19 protein-coding genes are annotated in these 16,031 nt (G+C 70.4%); 8 read left to right on the forward strand and 11 right to left on the reverse strand.

Annotated elements, in window-relative coordinates:
• Window positions 1-33: 33 nt before the first annotated feature.
• The 5 genes from VAB18032_RS09995 to VAB18032_RS10015 all read left to right on the forward strand — a co-directional run bounded on the left by VAB18032_RS09995 (window position 34) and on the right by VAB18032_RS10015 (window position 3,464).
• Window positions 34-783, forward strand: coding sequence for a YebC/PmpR family DNA-binding transcriptional regulator (locus VAB18032_RS09995; protein WP_013732691.1), 750 nt, complete (start codon window positions 34-36; stop codon window positions 781-783).
• Window positions 784-843: 60 nt separating this feature from the next.
• Window positions 844-1,056: a type II toxin-antitoxin system VapB family antitoxin gene (locus VAB18032_RS10000; protein ID WP_013732692.1), complete on the forward strand. Its 213-nt coding sequence runs from the start codon at window positions 844-846 to the stop codon at window positions 1,054-1,056.
• The gene (locus VAB18032_RS10005; protein ID WP_013732693.1) at window positions 1,053-1,448 is read left to right on the forward strand and encodes a PIN domain-containing protein; all 396 of its coding nucleotides are present in this window, start codon (window positions 1,053-1,055) and stop codon (window positions 1,446-1,448) included. Before VAB18032_RS10000 ends, VAB18032_RS10005 begins: the two co-directional genes overlap by 4 nt.
• Before the next feature lie 137 nt (window positions 1,449-1,585).
• A complete protein-coding gene (locus VAB18032_RS10010; RefSeq protein WP_013732694.1) occupies window positions 1,586-2,200 on the forward strand; it encodes a winged helix-turn-helix domain-containing protein in 615 nt (204 codons plus the stop codon).
• A complete protein-coding gene (locus tag VAB18032_RS10015; RefSeq protein WP_013732695.1) occupies window positions 2,193-3,464 on the forward strand; it encodes an MFS transporter in 1,272 nt (423 codons plus the stop codon). The genes VAB18032_RS10010 and VAB18032_RS10015 overlap by 8 nt, the downstream gene beginning before the upstream one ends.
• Window positions 3,465-3,495: 31 nt before the next feature.
• Here VAB18032_RS10015 and VAB18032_RS30590 read toward each other — a convergent pair whose 3' ends face one another.
• Window positions 3,496-4,134 (reverse strand): nuclear transport factor 2 family protein, encoded by a 639-nt coding sequence (locus VAB18032_RS30590; RefSeq protein WP_013732696.1) that lies wholly within the window; start codon window positions 4,132-4,134, stop codon window positions 3,496-3,498.
• Window positions 4,135-4,357: 223 nt separating this feature from the next.
• Between VAB18032_RS30590 and VAB18032_RS10030 the strand changes: the two genes are divergently transcribed.
• Both VAB18032_RS10030 and VAB18032_RS10035 read left to right on the forward strand, forming a co-directional pair.
• Window positions 4,358-4,546, forward strand: a complete 189-nt coding sequence (locus VAB18032_RS10030; RefSeq protein ID WP_013732697.1) for a hypothetical protein — start codon at window positions 4,358-4,360, stop codon at window positions 4,544-4,546.
• Window positions 4,547-4,558: 12 nt separating this feature from the next.
• A complete protein-coding gene (locus tag VAB18032_RS10035; protein ID WP_126712564.1) occupies window positions 4,559-5,293 on the forward strand; it encodes a ribonuclease FAU-1 family protein in 735 nt (244 codons plus the stop codon).
• Here the strand turns inward: VAB18032_RS10035 and VAB18032_RS31580 are convergent.
• The 10 genes from VAB18032_RS31580 to VAB18032_RS10085 all read right to left on the reverse strand — a co-directional run bounded on the left by VAB18032_RS31580 (window position 5,186) and on the right by VAB18032_RS10085 (window position 15,171).
• Window positions 5,186-6,241 carry a hypothetical protein gene (locus VAB18032_RS31580; RefSeq protein ID WP_013732699.1) on the reverse strand — a complete coding sequence of 352 codons (1,056 nt, stop codon included), beginning with the start codon at window positions 6,239-6,241 and terminating at the stop codon, window positions 5,186-5,188. The genes VAB18032_RS10035 and VAB18032_RS31580 overlap by 108 nt on opposite strands.
• Before the next feature lie 5 nt (window positions 6,242-6,246).
• The gene (locus VAB18032_RS10045; RefSeq protein ID WP_013732700.1) at window positions 6,247-6,837 is read right to left on the reverse strand and encodes a hypothetical protein; all 591 of its coding nucleotides are present in this window, start codon (window positions 6,835-6,837) and stop codon (window positions 6,247-6,249) included.
• Window positions 6,838-6,995: 158 nt separating this feature from the next.
• A complete protein-coding gene (locus VAB18032_RS10050; RefSeq protein ID WP_013732701.1) occupies window positions 6,996-8,057 on the reverse strand; it encodes an ABC transporter permease in 1,062 nt (353 codons plus the stop codon).
• Entirely contained in the window at window positions 8,054-8,947 is an 894-nt protein-coding gene (locus VAB18032_RS10055; protein ID WP_043723662.1) for an ABC transporter ATP-binding protein, read from the reverse strand. The genes VAB18032_RS10050 and VAB18032_RS10055 overlap by 4 nt, the downstream gene beginning before the upstream one ends.
• Window positions 8,948-9,029: 82 nt before the next feature.
• The gene (locus VAB18032_RS10060; RefSeq protein WP_013732703.1) at window positions 9,030-9,746 is read right to left on the reverse strand and encodes a response regulator; all 717 of its coding nucleotides are present in this window, start codon (window positions 9,744-9,746) and stop codon (window positions 9,030-9,032) included.
• Window positions 9,743-11,023 (reverse strand): sensor histidine kinase, encoded by a 1,281-nt coding sequence (locus VAB18032_RS10065; protein ID WP_013732704.1) that lies wholly within the window; start codon window positions 11,021-11,023, stop codon window positions 9,743-9,745. Before VAB18032_RS10065 ends, VAB18032_RS10060 begins: the two co-directional genes overlap by 4 nt.
• A 94-nt stretch (window positions 11,024-11,117) precedes the next feature.
• Entirely contained in the window at window positions 11,118-13,124 is a 2,007-nt protein-coding gene (locus VAB18032_RS10070; protein WP_013732705.1) for a M48 family metallopeptidase, read from the reverse strand.
• Window positions 13,124-13,720, reverse strand: coding sequence for a LemA family protein (locus VAB18032_RS10075; RefSeq protein WP_013732706.1), 597 nt, complete (start codon window positions 13,718-13,720; stop codon window positions 13,124-13,126). The genes VAB18032_RS10070 and VAB18032_RS10075 overlap by 1 nt, the downstream gene beginning before the upstream one ends.
• A 168-nt stretch (window positions 13,721-13,888) precedes the next feature.
• Window positions 13,889-14,833, reverse strand: a complete 945-nt coding sequence (locus VAB18032_RS10080; RefSeq protein ID WP_013732707.1) for a permease prefix domain 1-containing protein — start codon at window positions 14,831-14,833, stop codon at window positions 13,889-13,891.
• Complete coding sequence (locus tag VAB18032_RS10085) at window positions 14,830-15,171, reverse strand: PadR family transcriptional regulator (RefSeq protein ID WP_013732708.1); 342 nt, start codon at window positions 15,169-15,171, stop codon at window positions 14,830-14,832. The genes VAB18032_RS10080 and VAB18032_RS10085 overlap by 4 nt, the downstream gene beginning before the upstream one ends.
• 157 nt (window positions 15,172-15,328) lie before the next feature.
• Between VAB18032_RS10085 and VAB18032_RS10090 the strand changes: the two genes are divergently transcribed.
• Window positions 15,329-15,943 carry an acyl-CoA-like ligand-binding transcription factor gene (locus tag VAB18032_RS10090; RefSeq protein WP_013732709.1) on the forward strand — a complete coding sequence of 205 codons (615 nt, stop codon included), beginning with the start codon at window positions 15,329-15,331 and terminating at the stop codon, window positions 15,941-15,943.
• The last annotated feature ends 88 nt before the right edge of the window (window positions 15,944-16,031 follow it).

The raw sequence follows: 16,031 nt of genomic DNA on the forward strand, positions 1-16,031 counted from the left end.
GATGCAGACGGCGGGTAGCAACGGAGGTAACAGATGTCCGGCCACTCAAAGTGGGCGACGACCAAGCACAAGAAGGCGGTCATCGACGCCAAGCGCGGCAAGATGTTCGCCAAGCTGATCAAGAACGTCGAGGTTGCGGCGCGGACCGGCGGCGGCGACCCCGCCGGTAACCCCACCCTCTACGACGCGATCCAGAAGGCCAAGAAGAACTCGGTCCCCAACGACAACATCGACCGCGCGGTCAAGCGCGGTTCCGGCCTGGAGGCCGGCGGCGCCGACTACCAGACGATCATGTACGAGGGGTACGGCCCGAACGGCGTCGCGCTGCTGATCGAGTGCCTGACCGACAACCGCAACCGTGCCGCGACCGAGGTGCGTACCGCGCTGACCCGCAACGGCGGCTCATTCGCTGACGCCGGCTCGGTGTCGTACATGTTCTCCCGCAAGGGCGTGGTGATCGTGCCGAAGGCCGACACCAGCGAGGACGACGTGATGCTGGCCGTCCTGGACGCGGGCGCCGAGGAGGTCAACGACCTGGGCGAGGCGTTCGAGGTGGTCTCCGAGCCGGGTGACCTGCTGGCGGTCCGGACCGCGTTGCAGGACGCCGGCATCGAGTACGAGTCGGCCGAGTCCTCCCTCATCCCCAGCGTCAACGTGCCGCTGGACGAGGAGGGCGCGCGGAAGGTCTTCAAGCTGATCGACGTCCTGGAGGACTGCGACGACGTGCAGAACGTCTACGCCAACTTCGACGTCAGCGACGAGATCATGGCGGCCGTCGGCTGACAGCCGCTTCGTTGGATATGTGAACCTCCCGGATATATCCTTGTCCGGGAGGTGTATCTCATGGCCAAAACCCTGTTGGATCTCGATGAGGATCTTCTGGCGGAGGCGACTGCTGCGCTCGGCACCGCGACCAAGAAGGAGACGGTGACAGAGGCGCTCAGGCAGGCGGTGGAGTCCAGCCGGGAGCGACGGCAGCGAGCCCTGGCTGACCTTCAGGAGGTCGCTGACGGGGGCGGCTTCGACTTCGATCAGCTCGACGAACTCGACAGGTGAAATACCTCATCGACACCAGCGCGCTGGTCCGCATGGTTCGTCGTGAAGCCGAACCACACTGGTCCGGCCTGGCCGCCCGTGGTCTGATCGGCATCTGCGACCCGGTGCTCGTGGAGACCTTGACCATCGCGGATGCCAAGGCGTACGACCGGGTCGAACGCGGACTCCGCGACCTGTATCCCTGGGTTCCCGTGCCGGACGACGCCTGGCAGGTCGTGCGGGCGGTGCGGCAGGAACTCGCCAGTCACAATGCCCACCAAGGGCTTTCCGTGGCAGATCACCTCGTGGCGGCTACTGCCATTCGGCTGAAACTGGTGGTACTTCATCAGAACGCTGACTTCGAGACTGCTGCCCGGCTGGTGCCGCAACTGAGTCAAGAACGGATTACCTGAGCGCCGTAGTCGGATGCAGTTGTGATCCGCTCCGGAGGTCGGTCGCACGAGACGCCTCACCCGGTCGGAGACTCGTCGGCGCGTTCGTCGCCCATCAAGGGTTGCTAGAGATATCTTTCTAAAGCATTCTCTACCATATGAGCGAAGAGGTGCCTCAGCGAACCGTCAAAGTCACCGATCCTCGCGCCCTGCGGGCGTACGCGCATCCGCTGCGGATGCGCCTGATCGGGCTCCTTCGCGGCGAAGGCCCGATGACCGCGACGCAGGCCGCCGCCAGGCTCGACGACAACGTGCCCAACTGCTCGTTCCACCTGCGGCAACTCGCCAAGTACGGGTTCGCCGAGCGGGTGCCCGGGGCGGACGGGCGGGAGCGACCGTGGCGGGCCACCACGCTGTACACGTCCTGGGACGACTCCGACGATCCGGCCATGCGGGCCGCTACGGACCAGATCAACAGCGTGATGGTCGACATCTATCTGCAACGGGCGCAGAACTACCTGGCGATCCGTGCCGACGAGCCTGTCGAGTGGCGGATCGCAGCCGGCTTCGGCGACACGCTGCTGCACGTCACCGCCGCCGAGTTGCGCGAGCTCACAGCCGAGGTCGATGCGCTGCTGGCCCGGTACGACGAACGGATCGCCGATCCGGCGAAGCGTCCGCCCGGGTCCCGCCCGGTGACCTTCGTCCAGATGGCGCTCCCGCGCGGCGCCGTACCCGCCGAGGGTCAGCGCGCGGAGTCCGACCATGACTGAACCCCTGGTCCTGGCCGGCCCGGCGCCGCCGCGCCGGCCCCGCATCCCCCGCCTGCTGCGGCAGACGGCCTTCCGTCGCTACTGGTCGGCGCAGACCGTCTCGCTCTTCGGCGACCAGGTCACCATGCTCGCCGTGCCGCTGCTCGCCCTGCTCGCTGTCGGTGCCGGACCGGCCGAGATGGGCTACCTGACCGCCGCCTCGCTGCTGCCGAACCTGTTCCTCTCCCTGCCGGCCGGCGCCTGGGTGGACCGCCACCCGCGCCGACGTCGGGTGATGATCGCCGCCGACCTGGGCCGGGCGGGCCTGCTGCTGGCCGTGCCGCTGCTCTGGTGGACCGGCACCCTGAACCTGATGCTGCTGTGCGCCGTGGCCTTCCTGATCGGTTGTCTCTCGGTGTTCTTCGAGGTGGCGCACAGCAGCCTGTTCGCCGCCCTGGTCCGTCGACCGGATTATGTGGACGCCAACAGTCTGGTCAACGGCAGCCGGGCCATGTCGCATGTGGCCGGCCCGAGCATCGGTGGGCTGCTCGTGCAGGTGCTCACCGCCCCGGTCGCGCTCCTCTCCGGCGTGCTCACCTATCTCGTGTCGGCGGTCTTCCTGGCCCGGACGAGGGTCACGGAGCACACCGTGACCACCGGCACCGCCCTGGGCATGGCGGCGGGCGTACGGTTCGTGGCCCGCTCCGAGATCCTGCGGGCGACCCTGCTCGGCACCACCACGCTCAACCTGTTCAACTACATGTTCGCGGCGCTCTTCGTGCTGTACGTGACCACCGAGTTGGGCGTCTCACCCGGCATCCTGGGGCTGGTCATCGGGGCCGGCGCAGTCGGCGGACTCCTCGGCGCGGCGGTGACCGGCCCGGTCAGTCGCCGGATCGGCATCGGCCCCGCAGTGCTCGTCGGTTTCGTCGCCTTCCCCGCCCCACTGGTCCTCGTGCCGCTGGCCATGGGGCCGGAGCCGGTGGTGCTCGCGTTGCTGTTCACCGCCGAGTTCGTCTCCGCGCTGGGTGTCATGGTCCTCGACATCGCGGTCGGCTCGGTGCAGATCGCGGCCACACCGGTGGCCATGCTCGCCGTGGTCTCCGGGTTCCGACGCACCGTCAACCACGGCATCCGACCGATCGGCGCCCTGGTCGGCGGGACACTCGGTGCGGCGATCGGGGTACGTCCCGCGCTCTGGATCGCCAGCATCGGCGCCCTGCTCGGGCTGCTCTGGGTCGTCTTCTCACCGCTGCGGGGCATGCGCACGCTGCCCGAAGAGTGACACCCCGCCGCGTTTCCGATCGGCAGACCCGTCAGTCGAAGATGCCGGCCGGTGGCGGGAACCTGCCCTCCCTGGTGTGCGAGTAGTCGCGCGACTCGGCCACCAGGGCGTCGGCGTCGAAGCGCAGCAGGGTGCAGCCGGAGATGGTCAGCGGCGCGTCGTACGGGTAGGTGATCGCCCAGTACTCGACAGTCGCCGTCGCACCGTCGCAGCGCGGTGCGGCGAACCAGACCTCGGCCGGGCGGGTCTCCTCGCCGAAACACTCCTCGACGTAGGCGCGCAGCCCGTCACGCCCTCGGCAGGGGCGGAACAGCGAGGCCCAGTGGACGCCGTCGGTCGCCTGCAACGTGACGATGCTCTCGACGTCCTTGGCGGGCCAGCCGTGGGCCCAGGCGTCCGCCCAGCGCTGCGCGGCGTCCCGTACATCCATGATCATGCTCCTCGGGCAGGTGGTTCCCGGAGTTCTACCACCGGGCTGCGACACCGCGGCCCGGTGCCGGGCTCGGGGTTGTGGAGCGGTCCAGGCCAGGAAGCGGTCGAACAGTTCCTCCGGCGCGGGCAGCGGGCCCCCGGTGTGCCGCAGCAGGTCGCCGGTGGCGTCGAAGAGCATCCCGGCCAGGTAAACCGACAGGCCGACCCGGTCGGCGCCGTACTCGACCCGCAGCAGCATCCGCGCCCTGGGGCACGGCCACGGCGCCGCGCACACCCCACAAGACCACCCCGGGCGTACGGGCAGATGCCGGTGCACCGGATGCCACCGGCCCAGCGGCTGCCCCTGATCGGGTGAGAGGTTCAGTGCCCTCATGCAGCCATGCTGCCTCGCCTTGTTGCCTACGTCAATAGACTCCGTAGTTGTCGGCGTCGAGTAGGGTTGACGCTGTCATTGTCAACTCATGGAGTTGGTGGGCGTGTCGGAGATCCGGGAGATGCTGGGAAACGTCTCCCGGCAGCGCGCGTCCGTCATCGCCAACCAGCGGAACTTCCCCGAGCCGATTGCGGTGCTGGCGATGGGCAAGGTGTGGCGGAAGTCGGATGTGGAGGCTTGGATCAGGGAGTATCGGCCGGAGTTGGCCCAGGACTGACCAGGGGGAGTGGTGGCGGTCGAACGCTTCAGCCCGGGTGACGTGGTGATCCGGCGGGAGATCCTGCACGGTGAGGCCTGGTTCGCCTGCCCGACGATCTGCGTCGAGGACAGCCCCGATCTGCTGGCGCTCTACCTGCCGCCGGGTGCGGAGTTCGGCTTTCCGGTCGAGGGCAGGTTTCCGTGTGGCCGGCATCCCTGGCAGCTGGCGGGCCACCGGGCCTGGAGCGGGCACGGCAAGCTGATGCTCCAGCGTCCCGGCGAGGCACACGCCGTCGACGTCTTCTGGTCCGGCCCGCAGCGCGCCTTCGCCGGCTGGTACTTCAACCTCCAGGACCCGTTCCGGCGTACGCCGATCGGGGTGGACACCCTCGACCACGAGCTGGACCTGTGGTGGGCGGCGGACGCCGACCGGTACGTCTTCAAGGATGTGGAACTGTTCGCCCAGCGGCTGGTGGAGGGGCGTTATCCCGGCATGGCCGAGGCGATCCGGGCCGAGGGTGACCGGATCGCCGCCCTGCTCGACGCGGGCCAGCGCTGGTGGGACGAATCGTGGGCGACCTGGCACCCGGATCCGACCTGGCCGGTGCCGCGTCTGCCGGCCGGCTGGGACACGCTGCCGTACTCGGCGGACACCGGATCACCGGACGAACTGGTACCTGCGGCGTCGGGCGTACCGGTAGCCGACGACCATGACCACGCCGGCGATGGTGGCGACCACACCGCTGGCCAGGATGATCATCGGTAGCTGTTCGGAGAAGGTGGTCGGCAGTCCCCAGGAACCCTTCTGGTCCGGAAATGTGATCTTCGCGGTGACCTCCCGGTGGAGGCGTCCGCTCTCCACCCGCAGTCGGGCCTGCCACGGTCCGTTGGGGACCTGCTGGTCCAGCACCACCTCAAGGTGGGTGGTGTCGCCGGGTAGCACGGTCGTACCGAGGGTCGCGGGGAACGGTCCCGCTGACAGTCCGCCTGGACCATCGGAGAGCCACAGCTTGCCGGTCAGGTCGAGGGCCCGTTCCCCGGTGTTGCGCACCCGCGCCCGTACCACCGGGGCACCCTGCTCGGTCCGGCCCGGGGTCAGTTCCTCGATCCGGAAGTCCGACGGCGGTTCGCCGCCCGGGCCGACGTCGAGGTAGACCCGGATGCCGACCTGGTTGACCTTGCGCACCAGCATCGCCGCGTCCCGGCGTTCCGCGGCGCCGACGGTGGCCCAGATCGTGCCGTAACGCTCACCTCGGGACGCCGAAGGCGGTACGGCAATGGTGGCGCGTACCGTCGTGGTGCTGTATGGCCGGGCCACGATGACGGGTGGGTCGATGGTGGTCCACTCGGACAGCTCGTTGGCGTCCGGCTCGGACGCCGGCACGAATTCGTGGTCCTTGATCTCGGCTGCGGCGACCCCGATGGTGATCTGATGGGTCGAGGCGGAGCTGTTGCTGATCTCGATCCGTCGGGTCATCCGGCTGCCCGGCTTGACGTGGTCGACGATGTAGACCCGGGCGCGGGGGTCGTCACGCCGGTCCACCGATGCCTCGACCAGCCGGATGCCGATGCTGCCCGATGCCGGAGCGGGGCTCGCGCCGGTGCCGCGGTCCCGGTCGGTGGCGTCCGCGGGGGCGCCGATCACGACGCTCGCCACCAGGATGGCGAGCGCCGCGACCGGCAGGCTCCACGAACGGGTTGTCCCTGAGCGCATCGAACTCAGTTCACGCTGTGGGTGATGGTGCCCGTGAACGTCCCGGCGACGCTTTGCAGCGGAATCGACACGGTGACCAGCGGGTCCCAGGTCGCTGTGTTGTTGCCGGAGCCGTCGGTGCCGTGGCTGTAGGCCGTTACGGCGGCGTCCAGCGCGACTCCGGCAGGAGGCGGCGGGGCGGTGCAGGGTCCCACCTGGCCGGGGGTGAAGGTGCCCGTTCCGGTGGTGTCGGCATCACCCGAGCAGTAGTAGACGTTGTCGCTGGTGATCGTCTCGCCGGCGCCGACGCCGGTGCCGGTGGTGAAGTCGCTGCTGCTGACCGAGGCGACCCAACCCACTCCCGACTCGGCCCGAAGGTCCTCGACCAGGACGTCGCCGATCTGGCCGGAGGCGTATCCGCCCGGCGGGCCGCTGCTGAGTGTCGCGTCGTCGGGCACGGTGATCTGCAGCGGCCCGGCGGTGACCTCGAAGGTCAGGTCTGTCTCGCAGTCGATGCCGGCCTCGCAGGTTTCGGCCTGCGCGGGCGCTGCGGCCAGTAGCGTGCCCGCCAGTGCGGCCACTCCTGCCAGCGCGGTTGTCACCAGTCGTCGTCTCATCCAGCTACCTCCTCCAGATAGGTCACTCTGTCGAGGAGGAGATTAGGGGCTTCTGTCATTATGTGACCGTTATGTAGCTATTCATCACGAGTACGGGTGATCTGCAAGCGTGCCGACGTCCCGGAGGACGTCGGCACGCTGCACTGGGCCGGGTGCCGTCAGCCCAGCGTCTCGCGCTCCCGCCAGGCGGTACGGATCGAGGTGCGGCCGTTGGTGCGCAGCAGCGAGCCCTCGTACACCCGGGACCCGGCGAGCACGAACCCGACCGCCGCGACCAGCAGCAGGGCCAGCGAGGCGAACAGTTCCCAGGTGGCGGCGTCGCCGGTGAACAGTCGCAGCGGCATCGCGGTCGGCGACGAGAACGGCAGGTAGGACAGCACCTGCATGGCACCGGCGTTGTCGTTGAGGAAGATCACCGCGAAGAACGGCAGCATCACCGCGAGCTGCACCGGCATGGACACCCCGCTGATGTCCTCCAGCCGGTTGACCAGCGCGCCGGCCGCCGCCCACATCGAGGCGATCAACACGAAGCCGAGCAGGAAGAACGGCACGAACCAGCCGATTGCCGGGCCGAGCAGGGAGAGCAACTGGTTGCTGTCGCCGAGGGCCATGCCGGCCACTGCGACGACGGCGATCAGCCCGATCTGTCCCAGCGCGAGCAGGGTGCCGGCGAGCATCTTGCCGGCCAGCAGGGCGCGTACCGGCACCGCGGCGACGAGGATCTCCACGATCCGGGTCTGCTTCTCCTCGATGATGCTCTGCGCGATCTGCATGCCGAAGGTCTGCGAGGTGATGAAGAAGATGAAGGCGAAGGCGAACGGCACCAGGAAGGCCACCACCGGGTCCACCGCGTCCGGGTTCAGCAGCCGCACCGGGGGTGCGCTGCTCAGGGCGGACACCACGTCGCTGGGGGCGTCGTTCATGGCCAGCACGGCCGGGCCGGCGACCACCGCCGCATCGGCGTCGCCGTCGCGGACCGCCTGCTCGGCGGCGGCGTCGTCGGCCACGATCCGCACCTCGAGCCCCGCCTCCCGCAGCGGGCCGGCGGCTGCCTCGGTCACCGCCACGGTGGACGGCCCACCGGCGAGCAGGGGCGGCAGGATGGTTGCCGCCGCTGCGATGAGCAGGAAGAACAGCGTACTGATCAGGAAGGTGCGGTCGCGCAGCTTGACCCGGACCTCGCGGGCGGCGACCAGCCGGGTGGCCTCGAAGGTGTTCACTTGGTGACCTCTCGGAAGATCTCGGCGAGGGACGGGGTGACCGGCCGGAAGGTGCGCACCGGGCCACGGGCCAGCGCGGCGTGCAGCACCGGCTGCTCGTCGGTGTCGGCGGCGAGGTCGAAGACGGCGCGGGGGCCGTCCAGGTCGACCAGGCTGACCCCGGCCTGGTCCCGCAGCCAGCCCGCGTCGGTGTCCACCACCAGTTCGAAGCGGCGGGTGGTGGCGGAGGACCGCAACAGCTCCCGGCTGCCGGCGGCGCGGATCGTACCGTCGGCGATGATCACCAGGTCGTCGCAGAGGCGTTCGACCACGTCGAGCTGATGGCTGGAGAACAGCACCGGTACGCCGGCGGCGGCCCGCTCCCGCAGCACCGTCAGGATGGTGTCCACGGCCATCGGGTCCAGCCCGGAGAACGGCTCGTCGAGCACCAGCACCGCGGGGTCGTGCACCAGCGCGGCGGCGATCTGGGCGCGCTGCTGGTTGCCCAGCGACAGCGTCTCCAGCAGGTCGTCGCCCCGCTCGTCGAGCCCGATCCGTTCCAGCAGGGTGTCGGTGGCGCGCCGCGCGCCCTCCGCGGTCATCCCGTGCAGCCGCCCCAGGTAGACCACCTGTTCGCGGACGCTCATCTTCGGGTAGAGGCCGCGCTCCTCCGGCATGTAGCCGAAGCGTCCCCGGATCTGGCGGTCCAGTGGCCGACCGCCCCAGGTCACCCGACCCGCGTCGGCGGCCAGTACGCCGAGGATGATCCGCATGGTGGTGGTCTTGCCGGCGCCGTTGCCGCCGACGAAGCCGGTCATCCGGCCGGCGGCGACCTCGAAGGACACGTTCTTGAGCACTTGGCGGTCGCCGAAGCTGCGGTCGACGCCGTCGAGGCGGAGGACTGTGGTCACGGCGTCCACGCTAATTCTTTGATGATCGACTGCCGTCCGCCCGGCGACGGAAATCGCGGCTCCTCCTCGCGGTGGAGTCCGTTCACCCGCCGGGGCGGACCACCCCCTGCTCGTAGGCGAAGACCACCGCCTGCACCCGGTCCCGCAGCTCCAGCTTGGCCAGCACCCGGCTGACGTGCGACTTGACGGTCGCCTCGCCGAGGTGCAGCGCGGTGGCGATCTCGGCGTTGCTGGCGCCCCCGGCGACCAGGACCAGGACCTCCCGTTCCCGGGGGGTGAGGTCACGCAGGGCCGCCTGCGGATCTGTCCCGCCGGTGCTCGGCCCGCCCGGCCGGGCGAAGGTGGCGATCACCCGGCGGGTGATCTCCGGGGCGAGCAGACCGTCGCCCCGGGCCACCACCCGGATCGCCTCGATCAACGCCTCCGGTGTGCCGTTCTTGAGCAGGAAGCCGCTGGCCCCGGCGCGCAGCGCGGCGAACAGGTAGTCGTCACGGTCGAAGGTGGTGAGGATCAGCACGGCCGGCCCTGCCTGGTCCTGCTCGGCGCGGATCCGCCGGGTCGCCTCCAACCCGTCGACGTCGGGCATCTCCACGTCCATCAGCACCACGTCGGGGCGCAGGGCGCGGGTCATGCTGACGGCCCGGTGCCCGTCGGCGGCCTCGCCGACCACCTCGATGTCGTCCTCGATCTCCAGGATCACCCGGAAGCCGGTACGCACCAGGTGGTGATCGTCGGCCAGCAGCACCCGGATCGGCCGGTCGCTGCCGGACTCCTCGGCGTGGCCCGCAGCGGTGCTCACGTCGCCCGTCCCGTCGGCACCGGCAGCGGGAACCGCACCCGTACCCGCCAGCCACCGCCGGTCCGTGGACCGACCTCCAGTTCGCCGCCGTGCGTGGCGACCCGTTCCCGCATCCCGATCAGGCCCAGGCCGTCGGCGTTCGGTGCCCGGCTGCCCCGGCCGTCGTCGGTCACTTCGATCTCCACCTCCTGCGCCAGATAGCGGATCCGTACGTCGAGCAGCCGCGCCCCGGTGGCGTGCTTCAACACGTTGGTGACCGCCTCCTGCACCACCCGGTACGCGGCCTGGGAGACCGACTCGGGCAGCGGCGTCGGGTCACCGTACACCCCGAGGGTGGCCTCCAGGCCGGCCTCGCGGGCCCGGGTGACCACCGCCTCGACCTGCGCGATCCCGGCCACCTGTTGGGGTGCGTCGGGTTCGCTGTCGCGGGCCCGCAGCACACCGAGCATCCGGCGCAGCTCGTCCACCGCCGTGCGGGCGGACTCCTCGATCGCGGTCAGCGCGGTGCGGGCCTTGGTCGGGTCCTTGTCGAAGACCCGCCGGCAGGCCGCCGCCTGCACGCCCATCACCGACACGTGGTGGGCGACCACGTCGTGCAGCTCACGGGCGATGCGGACCCGTTCGCCGACCACCGCGTTCTCGCGTGCCTCGGCCTGCGACCGGCGCAACGCCTCGGCCTGCTCGGCCACCTCGTGCTGTCGGCGGGCTGCGACCCACGCGGTCTCGCCGAAGAAATACGCGAAACCGAAGAACAGCACATTGATCAGGACGCCGGTGACGATCGCGGCGAGGACGGGCGGCACCGGCCCGACCGCGTCCGCGAAGGCGTCCGGCGGCAGACTGCCGAGGTTGATCCCGTAGGAGATCGCCAGCCACACGAACATGGCGACGATCACGCCGACGCGCACCCGACGGGACAGCCGCCGATCGCGCCCCCACGCGCCGAGGGTGAAGATCGCGGCGAACAGCGCCCACTGGGACAGCTGCCACTCGGGTACGGCCCGGACCTGCGACCCGATGAAGGCAGCGGAGATGAGCAGCGTGGTGACGGTGGGGTAGCGGCGGCGACAGATCAGCGGCAGCGGCACCGCGACGGTCCAGAGGATCTGTTCGAGGCCGGAAGGGGGCGGCCCGAGCAGGAACGACCCGGTGCTGTGCGCCAGGGTGAGGCTGAACAGCGCCAGGGCCGTCGCCGCCAGACCGGCGTAGAGGTCCACCCGCTGCTGCTCGGGGGTGGGCCCCGGCCGCTGCCACCCGTCGGCTGTCTCGCTGGTCACTCGGGTCAGGATGCCACTTCGGCGGCCGGTGTCCCAACCTGCGCCGACGTGATGTCGGCCGAACAGGTGGGGCTGCTCGCGGCGGGTGGTGCGGTCAGCCGATCCCGGCGCCGACCATCGGCGGCAGTGGGCAGTGCAGCAGACCGCAGATCGTCCGCAGCAGTTCGATCTCGGCCACCGTCATCATCTGGTCGTGGCTGATCACCGCCACCACGGCCGCGACCAGACGTTCCTTGTCCGCCGGGCGCAGCCCGTCGAGCACCGGCCAGGCGGTCTCCAGGGCCAGCACGCCGTTCTCCGGCGGCGCGTACGACCAGGTGGTGCCGGGCAGCAGGAGGTCGACGCCGGCCTGGAAGGCGCGTTGCGCGTCGGCGCGCTCGGCGTGCCCCACCTGGGCGAGCGTGGCCAGCAGGAAGCCCGCCGCGGAGCGGGCGTCGGTGAGCGTCCGCCGGTCGGTACGCCAGCGGGAGTCCGGTCGCAGCGACTCCTGGATCTCGGCCAGCATCAGCCGGGACAGGCAGTACTCGGAGACGTTTATCGCACCGTCGGCGTGGATCAGCGTGAACACCGCCGCCACGGTCGACTCCAGTTCCGGCGCCGGCCGGTCACGCAGGGCCGGGAAGGTCAGCTCGGCCAGCGGCAGCACGAGCATCGGATGCAGCCCGGTCAGGGCCTGCGCCTGACCGAGCGCGGCGTCGGCCAGTTCGCGGCCGTGCTGCTGGGCGAGGGCGGCGTGCTGGTGCTGCCGGACCTGCGGCTCGGCGCTGATCAGCAGGCCCAGCAGCAGCGGCACGGCGGTGTCGCGGCCGCGGGCCCGGTCGAGCAGCGGGGCCGGGATCTGGTCGAGCAGGGCTGCGGCGTGCTGGTAGGCGTTCTCCGTCGGCGCGGCCACCCGCCCGAGCACCTCGGTCGGCGCGAGGCGTACCCGGGTTCCCGGCACCGGCAACGGCGACGCTTCCGGGCGTACCCCACCGGCTGCCTCCGCCCCGGCGGCCCGGTCGGTTGGGACCTGGCCGGGCGCGGGTTGCGGCGGTGCGGCCGGTGCCAGGCCCAGTGCGACGTCCTCCTGCCGGCCGGACGGTGGCGCCGCCGCCCACTGCCGGGACAGCCGTTGCAGTTCGGCCGGGTCGAAGGACGGCTCCAACGCGCGGATCCGGTCGGCAAGCGGCGGGTGGGTGGCGAACCAGGAGGTCCGGGCCGCCTCGCCGAAGAGCATGTGCCCGACCTCGTCGCGCTTGGGCGACTTCAGTTCCGAGCCGTCGGCCAGACCGCCGATCTTCTTCAGTGCCCCGGCGATGCCCCGGGTCTGCCGGGTGTACTGCACGGCCGAGGCGTCGGCGAGGTACTCCCGTTGCCGCGACACCGAGGCCTGGATGAGTCGCCCGGCGAGCACGCCGACGTACCCGGCGACCAGCAGTGCCAGCCCCACCAGCAGCAGCGGGTTGACGCCACCGCCACTGTTGCCGCGTTGCCGGTTGCCGCCGCTGATCAGGCCGGAACGGGACAGGCCCCGGCCGATCACGGTCAGGAACAGGATGCCGAACAGCAGGCCCATCAGCCGGATGTTGAGCCGCATGTCCCCGTTGACCACGTGGGCGAACTCGTGCGCGATGACCCCTTGGAGTTCGTCGCGGTTGAGTCGCTGCAACGCGCCCCGGGTGACCGCGACGGCGGCGTCCGACGGGCCCCAGCCGGCGGCGAAGGCGTTGATCGCCGTCTCCTCCGGCAGGATGTAGACCTCGGGCACCGGTACGCCGGAGGCCAGCGCCATCTCCTCCACGACGTTGCGCAGCCGGCGCAGCTCCGGGTCGGTGGTGTCCGGCGGCACCGGCACCCCGCCCAGCTCACGGGCCACCTTCCCGCCACCGCCGCGCAACGCGAGGGTACGCACCAGCGCGGCCAGCCCGATCGCCGCGACGGTCGCCACGGTCACCATGGCCACGAAGCCGGCCAGCTGCCCGGGGTCGGCGGCGGTGGCGTTGAACGCGAAGATCGCCGCGACGTTCACCACCACCACGATGCCGATCACGGCCAGCACGAACAGCAGCACCAGCCGGGTCGACAGCCGGCGTACCTGGCGCTGCCGTTCGAAGAAGTTCATCAGAAGGAGACCTGCGGGGCCTGACGCTGCTGCGGGTCGTCCGGCTCGAACAGCGCGGCCGGCCCGAACGAGAACATCCCCGCGATCAGGCTGGACGGGAAGACCTCACGCTTGTTGTTGTAGGCCATCACCGCGTCGTTGTAGGCCTGCCGGGCGAAGGCGACCCGGTTCTCCGTCGAGGTCAGCTCCTCCGACAGCTGCATCATGTTCTGGTTGGCCTTCAGGTCCGGGTACGCCTCGGAGAGCGCGAACAGTCGACCCAGCGTGGCGGTGAGCGCGTTCTCCGCGCCGCTGAGCTGCTGCATCGCCGCCGGGTCGCCCGGCGCTGCGGCGGCCGTGGCCTGCGCGTTGACCGCCGCGTTGCGGGCCTTGATCACCGCCTCCAGGGTCTCCCGCTCGTGCTTGAGATAGCCCTTGGCGGTCTCCACCAGGTTGGGGATCAGATCGTGCCGGCGTACCAGCTGCACGTCGATCTGGGCGAAGGCGTTGCGGTACGTGTTGCGGGCCCGAACCAACCCGTTGTAGATCGACACCCCGAAACCGAGCACCGCCACGACGATCAGGACCAGGCACACCAAACCGATGATCACTTCCACGGCAACTCCCAGGTCCGCACCAGTTCCGTCAAGCCCACCCTACTGACGCCCCACCACCCGCGCTCCCCACCCGACCGCCGCCCCACGGCGTTGGTCATGAGGTTGACGGCAGTGGTGGATCTCCACAGCTGCCGCCGAACCTCATGACCAACAGTGCTGGGATGGGGGTCAGGAGGTGGCGCGGCGGGCCTTGAGGGCGCTGTCGACGACGTCCCAGAGGGTGGTGGCGACGACGACCACGATGCTGATCCGGGCGACGGTGTCGATGCCGCCCTCGCGCAGCCAGGCGAAGCGGGCGACGAACTCGGGGTTGAACAACTTGTCGTTGGACAGCAGCCAGATCACCGGCACCGCGTACGCCAGGTTGAGCATGGCGTTGACGGCGACCAGCGGCCAGGTCCACCGGCGGGCCCGGTACTTGGCGACCTCCAGTCCGATGGTGGCGACCAGGACGACGAGCAGCGCCGGCAGCCAGAAGCTCCAGAGCGCGGGGTCGAGGATCGGCAACCGGTCACCGTCGCCGACGACCGTCTGGAAGTGCTGCCACGGCAGGGCGGCGATGAACAGGACCAGGAACACGATCGAGGCGCACACGTCGGTGAGGCTGACGTCCCGCTCGACGGGCTCGTCGGGGAGCTGGTCGACGCTCCACTGTGGCTGGTTGAGCGGGGTGCCCACCCGCTCCATGACCGCGAAGACCAGGGTCACCCAGAAGGCGATCTGCACCGCGACGTTGAACGCCGCGACGATGCCCTTGCCGATCGCGCCGCCGGCGTTGTCGGAGACGGTGGCCTCCAGCACACCCATCAGCACGCCGATGATGGCCGGGATGGTGCTCAGCAGTCCGATCATCAGCCGTTGCCAGGCCAGGTAGTACGTCGGGCCGATGAGTTGCAGTCGCCGGTCGGCGTACCGGGCGGCGAGCTCGGCGGGGTTGCCCAGCTCGGTGAGCACCTCGCGCTCGGCCGTCGCGGCGTCGACTCCTTCGGCCGTCCGGCCGTCGACCATGTCGCCGATCGAGGCGCGCAGCTCGTCGGCGATCTCCTCGCGGCGTGCCGTCGGCACCGAGCGCAGGGTGGCGGCGAGGTATCTGTCGGTCAGGGAGGTCGTCATCGGGGGGCTCCTTCGATCAGGGCGGTCAAAGAGGTCTGCACGGCGGCGAGGTCGGTGAGCAGGCGGTCCAGCACCTGCTCGCCCGCCTCGCTGGTGCGGTAGAACTTGCGCGGCCGGCTTTCCTCGGTGTTCCACTCGCTGGTCAGCAGCCCCTGCTCCTCGAGCCGGCGCAACAGCGGGTAGAGGGTGTTGGCGTCCACCGGAAAGCCGTGCCCGGTGAGCCGTTGCAGCAGCGCGTACCCGTAGCCGGGTTGGCGCAGCGCCACCAGGCTGGCCACCACCACCGTCCCCCGGCGTAACTCCTGCAGATGCGTCCGCAACACGTCGTCACTGCCCATGCGTCACACCATACTGTGTGGCACACAGTGTTGTCCACTGGCCAATGGTGTTGGCCCGCCAATGATGTTGGTTGCCCGACATGGTGTCAGTCAGGGAAATTCGTGTCACACGCTAAAACTTTGCAGCCTATGCACCTTTGGCCTTACGGTTTCTGACGTGCAGGTGGACGAGCTGACGACGCTGGGACGGCGGGACCGCAAGAAGCGGCAGACCCGGGCCGCCCTGGCCGCCGCCGCGCTGCGGCTGGTCGCCGAGCGCGGCCTCGACCAGGTGACGGTCGAGGACATCAGCGAGGCGGCGGACGTCTCCGCCCGTACCTTCTTCAACTACTTCCCGACCAAGGACGACGCCCTGGTGGGCGACAGCGAGGGCGACCGCGAGCGGGTGCTGCGGGCACTGGCCGCCGTACCTGCCGAGCAGCCCGCACTGGAGGCGCTGCGCCGCGCCTTCATCGCTGCCGTCGAGGAGGCACAGGGCGACGCCGAACTGTGGCAGCTGAGGTTGCGGGTGGTGACCCAGCATCCGGTGCTGCTGGGCCGCCTGGTCACCGGCAACGCCACCACCGAACGGGCCCTCGTCGAGGCGATCGCCGCGCGTACCGGACTGCCGGCCGACGACGCGTACCCGGCGCTGGTCGTGGCGGTCGCGGGGGCTGCCCTGCGGGCCGCGATGATCCGGTGGGCGACCGGCGATGCCCACCGCCTGGCCGCGCTGCTTGACGAGTCGTTCGCCACCGTCGCCGCCGGCCTGCCCGACCCCCGCACCGGCTGACCACCGGGCCCGCCCCACCTGCCACCTGCCGAGCCCACCGCCAGCCGCGCCCGTCACCCACCGAATCTGCCGCCTGTCGAGCCTGTCG

The sequence above is a fragment of the Micromonospora maris AB-18-032 genome (assembly GCF_000204155.1).
GTDB classification, from domain to species: Bacteria; Actinomycetota; Actinomycetes; order Mycobacteriales; family Micromonosporaceae; genus Micromonospora; species Micromonospora gifhornensis.

Bases quoted from the DNA above. Each gene is read 5' to 3' on its own strand.
- VAB18032_RS10000 (WP_013732692.1), top strand. From the start codon at position 844: ATGGCCAAAACCCTGTTGGATCTCGATGAGGATCTTCTGGCGGAGGCG.
- VAB18032_RS10045 (WP_013732700.1), bottom strand. From the start codon at position 6,837: ATGAGACGACGACTGGTGACAACCGCGCTGGCAGGAGTGGCCGCACTG.
- VAB18032_RS10080 (WP_013732707.1), bottom strand. From the start codon at position 14,833: ATGACGACCTCCCTGACCGACAGATACCTCGCCGCCACCCTGCGCTCG.
- VAB18032_RS10015 (WP_013732695.1), top strand. From the start codon at position 2,193: ATGACTGAACCCCTGGTCCTGGCCGGCCCGGCGCCGCCGCGCCGGCCC.
- VAB18032_RS10030 (WP_013732697.1), top strand. From the start codon at position 4,358: ATGGAGTTGGTGGGCGTGTCGGAGATCCGGGAGATGCTGGGAAACGTC.
- VAB18032_RS30590 (WP_013732696.1), bottom strand. From the start codon at position 4,134: ATGCTGCTGCGGGTCGAGTACGGCGCCGACCGGGTCGGCCTGTCGGTT.
- VAB18032_RS09995 (WP_013732691.1), top strand. From the start codon at position 34: ATGTCCGGCCACTCAAAGTGGGCGACGACCAAGCACAAGAAGGCGGTC.
- VAB18032_RS10070 (WP_013732705.1), bottom strand. From the start codon at position 13,124: ATGAACTTCTTCGAACGGCAGCGCCAGGTACGCCGGCTGTCGACCCGG.
- VAB18032_RS10010 (WP_013732694.1), top strand. From the start codon at position 1,586: ATGAGCGAAGAGGTGCCTCAGCGAACCGTCAAAGTCACCGATCCTCGC.
- VAB18032_RS31580 (WP_013732699.1), bottom strand. From the start codon at position 6,241: ATGCGCTCAGGGACAACCCGTTCGTGGAGCCTGCCGGTCGCGGCGCTC.
- VAB18032_RS10085 (WP_013732708.1), bottom strand. From the start codon at position 15,171: ATGGGCAGTGACGACGTGTTGCGGACGCATCTGCAGGAGTTACGCCGG.